10 protein-coding genes are annotated in these 12,398 nt (G+C 50.7%); 7 read left to right on the top strand and 3 right to left on the bottom strand.

Annotation, left to right across the window (positions count from 1 at the left end; all coding sequences use genetic code 11):
* The first annotated feature begins 135 nt into the window (after positions 1 to 135).
* From MKQ68_RS03190 to MKQ68_RS03170, 5 genes are read left to right on the top strand one after another with little or no spacing between them, the layout of a single operon-like run.
* On the top strand, positions 136 to 1,110 hold the full coding sequence (locus MKQ68_RS03190; protein WP_264282048.1) for a glycosyltransferase: 975 nt from the start codon (positions 136 to 138) through the stop codon (positions 1,108 to 1,110).
* Positions 1,111 to 1,119: 9 nt separating this feature from the next.
* The gene (locus MKQ68_RS25860) at positions 1,120 to 3,003 is read left to right on the top strand and encodes a glycosyltransferase (RefSeq protein WP_264282047.1); all 1,884 of its coding nucleotides are present in this window, start codon (positions 1,120 to 1,122) and stop codon (positions 3,001 to 3,003) included.
* Positions 3,000 to 3,599 carry a D-glycero-alpha-D-manno-heptose-1,7-bisphosphate 7-phosphatase gene (locus MKQ68_RS03180; RefSeq protein ID WP_264282046.1) on the top strand — a complete coding sequence of 200 codons (600 nt, stop codon included), beginning with the start codon at positions 3,000 to 3,002 and terminating at the stop codon, positions 3,597 to 3,599. The genes MKQ68_RS25860 and MKQ68_RS03180 overlap by 4 nt, the downstream gene beginning before the upstream one ends.
* Positions 3,568 to 5,046 (top strand): D-glycero-beta-D-manno-heptose 1-phosphate adenylyltransferase, encoded by a 1,479-nt coding sequence (gene rfaE2 / locus MKQ68_RS03175; RefSeq protein WP_264282045.1) that lies wholly within the window; start codon positions 3,568 to 3,570, stop codon positions 5,044 to 5,046. The genes MKQ68_RS03180 and rfaE2 overlap by 32 nt, the downstream gene beginning before the upstream one ends.
* A 5-nt stretch (positions 5,047 to 5,051) precedes the next feature.
* Positions 5,052 to 6,182: a glycosyltransferase family 9 protein gene (locus tag MKQ68_RS03170; protein ID WP_264282044.1), complete on the top strand. Its 1,131-nt coding sequence runs from the start codon at positions 5,052 to 5,054 to the stop codon at positions 6,180 to 6,182.
* Here MKQ68_RS03170 and MKQ68_RS03165 read toward each other — a convergent pair.
* The 3 genes from MKQ68_RS03165 to MKQ68_RS03155 are packed head-to-tail and all read right to left on the bottom strand — an operon-like array spanning position 6,094 to position 9,789.
* The gene (locus tag MKQ68_RS03165) at positions 6,094 to 7,095 is read right to left on the bottom strand and encodes a glycosyltransferase family 9 protein (RefSeq protein ID WP_244841899.1); all 1,002 of its coding nucleotides are present in this window, start codon (positions 7,093 to 7,095) and stop codon (positions 6,094 to 6,096) included. The genes MKQ68_RS03170 and MKQ68_RS03165 overlap by 89 nt on opposite strands.
* 2 nt (positions 7,096 to 7,097) lie before the next feature.
* Entirely contained in the window at positions 7,098 to 8,060 is a 963-nt protein-coding gene (locus tag MKQ68_RS03160; protein WP_264282043.1) for a glycosyltransferase family 2 protein, read from the bottom strand.
* Between the two features lie 4 nt (positions 8,061 to 8,064).
* Positions 8,065 to 9,789, bottom strand: a complete 1,725-nt coding sequence (locus tag MKQ68_RS03155; protein WP_264282042.1) for a carbamoyltransferase family protein — start codon at positions 9,787 to 9,789, stop codon at positions 8,065 to 8,067.
* A 460-nt stretch (positions 9,790 to 10,249) separates the two neighbouring features.
* Between MKQ68_RS03155 and MKQ68_RS03150 the strand changes: the two genes are divergently transcribed.
* Positions 10,250 to 10,591, top strand: a complete 342-nt coding sequence (locus MKQ68_RS03150; RefSeq protein ID WP_264282041.1) for a KGG domain-containing protein — start codon at positions 10,250 to 10,252, stop codon at positions 10,589 to 10,591.
* A 262-nt stretch (positions 10,592 to 10,853) separates the two neighbouring features.
* On the top strand, positions 10,854 to 12,368 hold the full coding sequence (locus tag MKQ68_RS03145) for an MFS transporter (protein WP_264282040.1): 1,515 nt from the start codon (positions 10,854 to 10,856) through the stop codon (positions 12,366 to 12,368).
* Positions 12,369 to 12,398: the final 30 nt, after the last annotated feature.

Here is a 12,398-nt window from a genome sequence, read left to right as displayed (position 1 = left end):
CGAAAAAAGAAAGAACCGCTTGAACAAACGTTTACATGCCTATAGCGATGTGTTTGTACAGCAGCGCGGCTGTTGGCACTGGTGTTATTATTGAACCGAATCCGGTAACGCCTCACAACTAATTCGTTAAACAACATGACTATCCGAGTATTCACCTGGCATATCCATGGCAGCTACCTGTATTATCTGTCGCAAGGCCCCTACGAAATCTACATTCCCAACAGCACGCGCAGCGAAGGTTATTACGGACGTGGAGAAACGTTCCCTTTCGGCGCTAATGTGATAGAAGTAGATTCTTCGCTGGTTAAAGACATGACGTTCGACTGCATTCTTTTTCAATCTGAAAAAAATTACCTGCAGGACCAGTACGACATCCTCAGCCCGCAACAGCGGCAGCTGCCGGCCATCTACCTCGAACACAATACACCAGCTGGCAGCGCGGTAAACACGCGTCATGTAGTCGACGACCCAAACGTATTGCTCGTGCATGTCACGCATTACAACAAACTAATGTGGAACAGTCAGCGTACACCCACCACCGTGATTGATCATGGTGTAACGGGCAGCGGTATTGCTTACACGGGCGAAATAGCTAAAGGTCTCGTTGTCGTCAACAACATTTCTCAACGTGGTCGGACGATGGGCTGGGATATTGTGCAGCAGATACAGCAGCACATTCCGCTGGACATTGCCGGTATGGGAACAGAAAAGATCGGTCTGGGCGAGGTGTTACATCCGCAGTTACCCGGGTTCCGCAGCCGTTATCGCTTCTTTTTTCACCCCGCGCGGCATACAAGCCTTGGCCTTGCGGTGTTAGAAGCGATGATGGACGGTGTACCAGTGGTTGGTCTTGCTACTACAGAACTTGTCACCGTTATCAAAGACGGCGAGAACGGTTATCTACATACTGATATCGACTACCTCATTCAAAAAATGAAACTGTTGCTCGACGCCCCTGAGCTGGCTGCAACATTAGGCGCAGCCGGGCAACTTACAGCACGCAGACGCTTTAACATCGGTCGGTTCACAGCCGACTGGCAACGCACATTCGAACAACAAATCGCGCTACGGAAGGAAGTTACCGCAGTGTTAGAAGAAGAAACCATTTAACTATTTTTTATGAAGCAACGAGTAGCATTTATCAGTGAGCATGCCTCGCCGATCACTTCCTTTGGCGGAGTGGATGCCGGCGGGCAGAACGTATATGTGGGTGAACTCGCCTGCAATCTCGCAAAAAGAGGATATGAAGTAGACATATTTACCCGTTGGGATAATCCCAAGCTCCCGCAGGTCATACAATGGCAACGAGGAGTTAAGATCGTACATATAGAAGCCGGCCCCAAAGCGGTGATCCCCAAAGAAGATCTGCTACCCTACATGGCCGGCTTCCGCGAGCAAATGCTGCAATACATGGATGCGAACCATCGCCAATACAAACTGATGCATGCACACTTTTTCATGTCGGGACTAGTAGCTATGGATATCAAGGCGCGTAAGAACATACCGTTCGTGATCACCTTTCATGCATTGGGACATGTACGCCGTATGCACCAGGGCAGCCAGGATCGCTTTCCGCCCGAGCGAACGCAGATAGAAGAAGAAATTATCCGCCAGGCAGATTACATTGTTGCGGAATGCCCGCAGGATAAAGAAGACCTGATGCACTACTATCATGCGCCGGAAAATAAGATCGTGACGATTCCCTGCGGGTTTAATCCGAACGAGATGTACCCGATCAACAAACAAGTGGCCCGCATCATCCTGAAAATACCGGAGAAGGAATTTGTTTTGCTGCAACTGGGCAGAATGGTGCCACGTAAAGGCGTAGACAATGTGATCCGCGCGCTAAGGCATGTTAAATATACAGGTGTTCCGTTGCGACTCGTGATCGTGGGCGGTGAAACAGCTCCCGGACAAGGCCACGACCCAGAAGTGATGCGGCTTAAGAAACTAGCGGCAGAATTAGGAGTAGCGGATAAAATCACTTTTACCGGCAAGAAGAACCGGGACGAGATCAAATACTACTACTCTGCTGCCGACATTTTTATCACCACGCCCTGGTACGAACCATTCGGCATCACACCACTGGAAGCAATGGCATGCGGCACACCGGTAATCGGCGCCGATGTGGGTGGCATAAAATACAGCGTGCAAGACGGAAAGACCGGCCTGCTGGTAGCGCCACATAATCCGGAAGCGCTGGCAGAAAAGATCAACACTTTAGTTGCCCAACCCGAACTGCTAGATCAAATGGGCACCAACGCCATCCGCCGGGTGAACAGCCTGTTTACCTGGCAGCAGGTAGCAGTGGCTACTGCCGGCATTTACCGGAAGATAGTACTGTCGCGCGATGATAACGCCGGCGACCAGGAGCGACAGGACCTGTTACTGATAGACCAGGCCTTCGAAAGCCTAGTAAAAACCACGCAACAAACCCAGAAGCGCTTACGCAACGAAGTTCGTGAGGCCGCTAACGTCATGCACCGGGCGCTGGCAAATGGGCGCAAAATATTAGTCTGTGGAAATGGAGGAAGTGCTGCGGAAAGCCAACACTTCTCGGCAGAACTGCTCGGCCGCTTCGAACTAAAGAAACGAAACGCATTACCCGTTATATCACTCACTGCTGATACCGCATTTATCACCGCCTGGAGCAACGACATTGGTTTTAACGATGTATTCGCCAGGCAAGTAAACGCGTATGGCCAGAAGGGCGATGTACTTTTCGTGATCAGCACCAGCGGCAATTCCGAAAACCTGATACTGGCGATGGAGGCTGCACACAAACGACAAATGATGGTAGTTGCTCTGCTCGGCAAAGATGGAGGCGCGGCGCTGGAACTGGCGCATGTACCGGTATTAGTGGCAACAGACAGCACACAGCGGATACAGGAATTACAGCTGCACGTCATCCATTCCCTCTGCACCTTAATCGAGCGTAAACTCTACGGAGCCGGGCAAAAGACAGCTACGCCCGATTTCGAAAACCAGGAGATTACAGTATGAGGAAGGCGATATTCCTTGACAAAGACGGCACGCTGATCGTGGATGTACCGTACAACGCCGATCCGGCAAAGATCGTTTTGGAAAGAGGGGTGGGCACGGCGCTAAAACGCTTGTCGGCAGCGGGCTACATGCTAATCGTTATTTCGAACCAGGCAGGTATTGCACATGGCTTTTTTACGGAAGATGCGATACAAGGTGTACAAGATAAACTGTATGAATTACTGTTGATGGAAGGTGTGAAACTGGATGGATTTTACTATTGTCCACACCATCCCGCAGGAAAAATAAAAGCCTATTCCAAAATCTGTGAATGTCGAAAACCCGGTCCGGGCATGCTTTTTAAAGCGGCCAGGCAACTTCGTATAAAGCTTTCACAGTCCTGGATGGTCGGCGACATTTTACACGACATAGAGGCGGGCAACCGCGCAGGCTGTCAAACCATATTAATTGACAACGGCAATGAAACTGAATGGGACATGCGCCTCGACCGTATACCTGGCTTTATTGCCGACGATATGGAAGCGGCGGCGGCACACATTCTTTCAACCGGTAATAACCTAGCATATGAACAGCAGCGTATATCAGATCATAGATAATTTCCGCGCACAACGCATCCTCGTCATTGGCGACCTGATGTTGGACGTGTATCTTAAAGGTAGTAGCAGCAGATTGAGCCCTGAGGCGCCGGTACCCGTGGTGAACATTCATGACACCACGATAGTGCCTGGCGGGGCAGCTAATACGGCGGCGAACCTGTCTTACCTCGGCGCGCAAGTCACTTGCTGCTGTATTGTTGGCAACGATGCAGACGGCTGTACAGCAAGAACGCTGCTTACCGATAAAAAAGTGCAGTGCAGTTTTGTGATTGATGGGGAACGGCAGACTATTGTAAAAACACGCGTCATGGCGGGCAGGCAACTCATCACCAGGTACGACAAAGGCCAAGAAGACATTCCTTCGGAAGATACCCAGCAAAGGTTGATTGCACTGTTGCCCCAATTGATGGAGCAGGCAGACGCTGTTATTATTGCTGATTATGAAAAAGGCGTGCTCTCTCCTGCCGTGATCAATGCTATCGCAGCAGCCAATGTGCGTTTAAAACGATTCATTGCTGTAGATGCGCGACAGCCGGAAAAATACAAAGTACTGCAACCCGACCTGCTGAAGCCTAACTACTACGAGGCCACGAAGTTGCTCGGCCTTCCCGCAACGAACACCCGCCGCGCAGCCCAGGTGATGGAACATGGCAAAACACTGTATGCCAGGACCCGGGCACGCATTACCGCCCTCACCCTGGATGAAGAAGGCGCAGTGATATTTGACCGCCATAAACCCGTGTATCAATCTGTACCCCGGCCAGTCAACAACCCACAGGTGTCGGGAGCCGGCGATGTGTACATCAGCGCTTTCAGCCTATCGGTCCTGAGCGGCGGTTCGCATGCGGAGGCAGCAGAGATTGCAGCAATGGCGGCGATGGTAGCGATCGAGAAGTGTGATACGGCGCATTGTCTCCAGCAAGAGTTGATCGCAGCCTTTTTGTGCGGCGATAAACATCTTACTACAACTAAAGACCTTCAACATCTTTGCGATATGTACCGCCAGCAAGGACGGAGGATCGTGTTTACCAATGGTTGCTTCGATATCCTGCACAGCGGGCACGTAAGCTACCTGAACCAGGCGAGTGAGCTGGGCGATGTATTGATCGTCGGCATCAACAATGACGAAAGCATTGCGCGCCTGAAAGGCCCTACGCGGCCAATCAACAGGCTCGCCGACCGTATTGCCGTACTGGCGGCACTGGCGGGCGTAACACATATCATTTCCTTTGGAGATGCGGCTGACGATACGCCCAAACACCTCATCGAAATCATTAAACCAGCTGTATTTGTGAAAGGCGGCGACTATACGCAGGAGCAGCTACCAGAGGCACCTTTGGTGAAAGAGTTAGGGGGCAAAGTGGTCATATTGCCACTGGTTCCGGGCCGCTCGACTACCCGCATCATCAGCCGCATCCATAAAAAACCTGTTCTTAAACTGGCATAGAACATATGATCAAGCCTTTCAAAAAAATATTGTGCATCCGACCCGATAACATGGGAGATGTATTAATGAGCCAGCCCGCGATCAGCGCGTTAAAAAGCACCTTCGGGGCAACGATCACACTGCTCACCTCACAGGTGGGCGCAGCCATAGCGGAGTTGTTACCGGAAATAGACGAAGTGTTAGCGATGGATGCTGCCTGGGTGAGTGGGCCACAACCGGATGATGCAGAACGCTACTTTCAGTTGGTAGCGCAAATAAAAGCGCAGCAATTCGATGTTGCCTTTATTTTTACGGTGTACAGCCAAAACCCGCTTCCGTCAGCGATGCTCGCCTATCTCGCGGGCATTCCGGATCGATTCGCTTATTGCCGCGAAAATCCATATGCTTTACTCACACATTGGATTCCCGATCCGGAGCCGCATCGCTTCATCCGTCACCAGGTAAAACGAGATCTGGACCTGGTAGCGACGGCCGGTGCTCAAAGTGTATCCCATCAGCTACGGGTGCCTATTGATCATGCATTACTTCCACAGGTAAAGGAAAAGTTGCGCAAGGCAGGAGCGAATCCCGACCTCCCCTGGACACTCATGCACATGGGTGCCAGCGAACCACGGCGCCAGTATCCGACAGCCGGTTGGATATCTGCGGCGCGCGAACTCACGCAACATCAGTTGATCTTTACCGGTACGGCGGCAGAAAAAAGCAAGGTGGAAGATGTATGCCGTCAAACGGGGGCGGTGGCCGCAGCGGGTTTGTTTACCCTGAAGGAACTGATTTTGGTGATAGAACAGGCGGCGCTGCTGGTCACGGTAAATACCGCCCCGATGCATATAGCAGCGGCTACACGTACCCCGGTGCTGGCCTTATATGCGATGACCAATCCGCAACACACCCCGTGGACCGCCCTGTCGAAGGTGCTTTACTTTGACGTTCCTGAACACCAAAGAAGCCAGAACGAGATCGTCACGATGGGGTATGCCTATTTTCCTAAAACCGGCCTGTTACAGGCTAATACCTGCAATATCGTCACCTACGCGAACAAGCTGCTTAAATCTGCGACTTCGTTTTCTTCACAAGATTATCTGCAGCTTCCATCACTAATTCCAAATCCGGATGCCGGAGCCAGTCGATCGTAGTATGTAAATCACGGTTAAGCGGCGCCCAGCGGCCCGGCTCCCCGTCCATACTAATCACCACACTGGGCGTGCGTAAGGCCGCCGCCATATGCGACACTCCCGTACAGTTCGAGAGCAGCCCGGCAGCATTTGTAAGCAGTAACCCCATAGCGCCCAGTGACGTTCGTCCGGTAAGGTCCATCGCAGGAAACTTTAGCTGTGCGAGTAGTTTTGCGGTGAGCGGCCGTTCCGCATCTGTGCCGGTTACCACGATCTTAAAACCATCTCGGTAAAAACGGTTGGCCACTGCGGCGAAATGTGCGGGAGGCCATTGCCGCCAATCGCCCCGCGAACCTGGGTGTACGACGATATACCGCCCGGGCCGTAAACCCAATTGTAATTTGTTATATGCTTCGAAATCTTCCAGCGTAATCGGGAACTCCAGCTCCCTTCCATCGTTCGGGATATGGAGGTGCCTGAGCAGGCGGAGGTGCCTGTCAATTTCATGCATATTACCCGGGTATTCCACATACGTATCGGGGTCCGGGCAGTAGTCCTCTTTCCGCCAGAAGCCCGCAGTATGGCGTGCGCCCCAAAGTTCGATCATCGGGTTCACGATGCTGCCGTTTCCCTGCATCTGCAACACCAGGTCGATATTACTGGCCTGCATCAACTCCGTAAAACGTAATACTTCCTGCGGTGATACATGTTGCTCTGGCAATCCCGGGTAACCTGGAAAATGTACGAACGCATCTACATAACGATTAAAGCGGCGCACAAAACCGGCCGCCCATGGTAAACCAGCCAGCGTGATCATCGCTTCCGGGAAGTGACGCCGGAGCGCACGTAAAGCCGGAACGGTACAAAGCATATCGCCTAACTGCAACGCGCGAAATACGGTAATATGGTGAATGGTCGAATGAGAAAAAGGCATACTCAGATGTAAAGCACTTTATACCGGTATGCGCCATACCAGCTCCAGTAAATCGAAAGAAATGGGATAAGTGCGGAAGTAACGAGCATTTCCAACACATGCTGCGGCCGGCGCGACGTGTTACTTAACCGCTGTATACTGAAAAGGAGCCACTGTACCATCCAAAAGCCGAACATCACATGGCCCGGCAACACCTGGCCGGACGCATAAAATGCCAGCGACAGCAATGCCGCGAACACCATACTGTAATAAAAGGCGGGGGGGCGCTGCCCTATCTTCCGGCGATACAGACCGGGAAACTTTTTATACAACAAAGCGTTGAACATCGTTTTGCGCTGGTCCCGAAGACTGCTTCCCCAGGCCGCTTTGCGTACAGGATGCACGACGATCGCCGCCGGTTGTTTGCAGATAGGCGTACCTGCCTGCAACAACTTAAATTCCATATCACTGTCTTCACGCCAGGCCATCGTATACGCTTCATCAAACCCGCCAATACGCTGCAACGCCGACCGGGAAATCGCACAATTCGCCGTGATGAAGTCCGCCGTTTCGAGATGCGCCGTATTAGATTCGTGATCGGTGGGCGTGCCGGATAAAGGCACCATTACGCGGCCTGTAATAGCTACTTCCCCGCCAACATAAGACTGCCAGAGGTTTGGCAACCAGTTAACGTCTGGTATACAATCGTCGTCCGTAAAGGCGACGAGGCTGCCACTGCCAGACTTCCAACCGAGGTTGCGGGCCGCCGCGGGACCTCTCTTTTCGGGCAGCGCGAGGTAATAAACGTTTAGCAAACTGGTTTGTTCCCACGAAGCCACCACGTTTCGCGTAAGCATATCCGAGCCATCGCTTACTACCATAATTTCAAAACCCTCTTTATCAAAATGCTGATTAGCAAGTGCTTTCAGGCATTCCATCAACAAAGTGGGGCGTTTGTAGGTAGGTACTACCACGGTAATATTCATACACTTATTTTTTCTTTTCAATTAAGAAAGATCCGATCACCAATGCATCGAAGGGGCTCGACCAGAAGCACTCTACGGCATCCCTCGGCGTACATACGATTGGCTTACCCAACGTATTGAAAGAGGTGTTGATCAACACCGGTACACCTGTTTTTTCTTTAAAAGCCCTCAGGAGATCGTAGTAGCGTTCATGCTGCGACCTGTTCACCGTTTGAATGCGCGCGGTACCGTCCACATGGCATACGGCGGGGATCTTATCTTTTTTATCTTCTTTCACCTTATACACAAACAGCATAAAAGGTGAGTAGGATGCGCCTTCAAACCAGTCGCCCGCATCTTCTTCCAACACGGCTGGTGCTACGGGCCGAAAGTCTTCACGATCTTTCACCTCATTAAGGCGCGCCTGCATATCCGCATGAATAGGTGATGCGAGTATAGACCGGCTGCCAAGTGCTCTTGGACCATATTCCATGCGCCCCTGGTACCAGCCAATAATTTTATCTTCCGCAAGCAGGTTTGCCGTTTCTTCTGCTACATTTTCCAGCTTGCGATAGGGTGTTTTGGTCCACTTCAGGAACGCTTCAATTTCCTCATCCTGGTAATCGGGCCCCCAGTACGCATGGTCCATGAAAAACCGTTTGGCTTGCGTACCCTGTTGCTGCGCATTTACCCACAATGCCGCGCCGAGTGCGGTGCCCGAATCGCCCGCTGCAGGCTGCACCCACACGTTCTTAAACAGGCCGGCATCGCGGATGCAGGCATTGAGTACACAGTTTAGCGCTACACCGCCGGCGAAACACAATTGCTCCGCTCCCGTTTCCCGCTTTAACCAGGTGGCGAGTTCCAGCACACTTTCCTGCAACACCGCCTGCAACGAATGTGCAATATTGAAATGGCGGTCACCAAATTCTTCGCCCCGCTGTCGTGCCGGGCCAATCAGCTCTTCCAACCGCTCGTGATCGATGCGGTACAGGCCACTGTCCATCAGGTGTACCATAGACCGGAACTCCTTTACGTACACAGGTTTGCCGTAAGAGGCAAGTGCCATTACCTTATATTCGTCGGAAGAATGCAGGAAGCCGAGGTGACTGGTTACCTGCTCATATAGCAGTCCGAGTGAATGCGGCAGATCTACCTGCGACAGGCGGCGGATATCGTTCCCCTCTCCCATATTGAACGTGGTAGTCGCTTTTTCTCCGCGGCCGTCGATTGTAAGGACTGCTGCCTGTTCATATGGTGAGGGCAGGTAAGCGCTGGCGGCATGCGACAGATGGTGTTCGACATAATGCCATTGCGAGGGATGAATCGACGCACCTTTAAATCGTTGCTGCAAATGATGCGGATAGCCGTCTACCAGTTGTCCGGGGGCGTTAACAATGGAAGAGAGGAATAACGGGTCCCAGGGCGACAACCACTTTTCGTTCTTCGGCACATATGACGGACGAAGCGGTAATTCAATCAGTTCCTCATTTTTGGCTTTGTCGCCAAGCAGGATAAACGGATCAAAAGAATAAGCGATATGATCAACATCTTTAAGATGAATTCCTGCTACTTTGAGGCAATAATCGATAGCGTGAAAAGGTAGTTCATACGTAGAAAATGGAATGGGGCGCTTGCCGTGTTTGATGTGTGTGAAACGTTCGTCTTCCGCTGCTGCCAATAGTTGTCCGTCTTTTAATATGCACGCGGCGGAGTCGTGGAATGCCGCGTTGATCCCAAGTGTATACATAAGCATTTGTTTGTGTCGGACAGGATATCACGCACAAAGCATTCCCTAAAGTATTGCGGAGACTGGATTTGAGCGGATTAGAATCATGTTACAACATCGAAAAAAAGAAAGAATGCGGATGGTGGTACGATCAGATTGTTCAGATTGATCAAATGAAAAAGCATGTATATAATCCTTTATTCAAGAATATAGTCTGAAAGCTTACCAGAAGCGGATTCCGGAGTGGGGAAATATCTCAGTAGAAGTGTAGAAATTTTACACTGTTTTTGCGTTAGGATACCTTCCATTTCTGGATTATGCGCTTATATAATTCGTTTTTTTGCTATTCAACTATAATGGCATGTTTGTTGCCCCTTTTCAGCGGAATCATTACACATACTACACTACTACTACTCGTTATCAAATGTTAATGTTAATCTAGCTTAACTATTTATTGCTTAACTTCCTAAACACACTCGCTATGATCAATTTTGAAGATCAATTGTCTGTTCACCAGAATGCATCCACGCCAGACAGCAAACAGACAAACGGAAACGAAGAGAAAGAAGAAAAACCCAAATCACGGAGAGGTTTTGCCGCTATGGACAAAGCGAAACAAAAAAGTATCGCGAGTAAAGGCGGCCAGGCTGCGCATCGCATGGGCGTTGCACACCGTTTCACCCCTGAAGAAGCCCGCGAAGCCGGCCGTAAAGGCGGCAGTATTGTGAGCATGAACAGGGAGCACATGGCAGGTATTGGTAAAAAAGGCGGCGAGGCTACCAGAAGGCCCCGTCAACCCAAAAGCAATACCGACAAGTCCTGATTGTAATTCTACTTTATGGCATACAAAAGAAGGTCCCGGCCGGCGTAAATCTTGGTACACTACCTGATTTGCAACCGGGGCCTTTATTTTGTGCGCAGACCAACTAATTCACAATACCAGAAAACCCTGTTGTTATGGTAATCCCACTTATTGCAGTTGCTGCAGTCATTATCGGCATTGTTTTCTTTCTTGTGTACCAATCGAAACACCGGGATAAGGGCAATCGGCCGTAACTTGTTTACGAACTATTTCTCGACGCTTCATGTCTTTAAGACCTTCCGAACACCTGAGTGAAACAGCGGTTAAAAAGGGACTTAACCTGGTAATTTTGGATGGACTGGCCACCGAAGCGATGGTGGTATTTACAGCCGGCTCTATTCTGACCGCCCTCGCATTAGGGCTGGGTGCGACTAACTTCCAGATTGGTTTGTTGGCGGCGCTGCCTACGTTTACGAATGTCTTTCAGCTACTGACCATCTGGCTGGTACAGCGGTTCAATAACCGCCGCGCGATCGCTGTGATATGCTCCACACTCGCCAGAACGCCTATCGTTATTATCGGTCTGTTACCGTTCCTGTTTTCGACAGGTACCAGCCTGTACACGCTGTTTTGCCTGCTGTTCCTGCACTACTTCTTCGGTTCCGTTTCCGGTGCTTCCTGGAACTCGTGGATGAAAGATCTGGTACCCGGCGACATCCTGGGCTCCTTCTTTTCCCGGCGTACCCGCTACACGCAAACGTTGAACGTTACACTGAGTTTAGGTACGGCATTGGTAGCAGAATATGTAAAGAATAATTATCCCGGGCGGGAGATAGAGACTTACACTTCCTTATTTCTCCTGGGGGGTATATTCGGACTTTCGGGTGTGCTGGCACTGTACCGGACGCCTGAACCTAAGCAGGTGCTGGAAAAAGAGAATATTTTCGGCATGTTGAAACGGCCGTTTAAAGATCAGAATTTCCGCAGGCTGCTCGTCTTTAATGCCTGCTGGATATTTGCGCTCAGCCTCGCCACACCGTTCGTAACCGTATACATGTTACGCACGCTTGAAATTCCGTTATCCTATATCATCGGACTGGGCATCCTTTCGCAGCTAAGCAGCATCTTCTCCCTTAACATATGGGGCAAATACATCGATAAATTCAGTAACAAGAATGTGATACTGATATGTGCCCCGCTTTACATTGCATGCTTTATCACCTGGGCACTTATCGCCAAAGAATCTACTTTTGTTACAAAGATGATCATACTGGGCGCAGTGCACCTGGTAACCGGCTTGTCTACAGCCGGCATCAACCTCTCCCTGAACAATATTGGTATCAAACTGGCGCCGCGTGGGCAGGCCATGATTTACCTCTCCACCAAAAACATGTCGGTTGCTTTCGCCGCAGCCATGGCGCCTTTACTTGGCGGCTTAATGGCAGACTATTTCCAGCATCGTCAGCTGCTGCTCGAGTTCATCTGGAAAACGCCCAGTAAGTTTCGTGATATCTACCTGCTCAACCTGCAGCAATGGAACTTCTTCTTTGCGATCACGGCGATATTAGCCTTACTATCGCTTAACCTTCTGCGCCGTGTCCGGGAAAGTGGCGAAGTACATAAGCAGGTGATCATTCGCGAAATGGCCATCAGCTTAAGTACCCGTATTAAGGAAACGCCCGGCCACCAGATGCTGCACCGTTATGTGCTGCTGCCGGCGGCCATTCTGAAAGATAAACTGGGAGATCCTGAAGAGTCGAGGATGGAGGCACTGCTGCGATTGAAGAAACGTAAGTAGATGCTGACAGCAAAGGCTCACAGGTTACCT

Origin of the sequence: Chitinophaga horti (assembly GCF_022867795.2) — a bacterium.
In the GTDB taxonomy this organism is placed as follows: domain Bacteria; phylum Bacteroidota; class Bacteroidia; order Chitinophagales; family Chitinophagaceae; genus Chitinophaga; species Chitinophaga horti.
The sequence above is the reverse complement of the archived record's forward strand: the minus strand, read 5'-3'. Positions and strand labels throughout refer to the sequence as shown.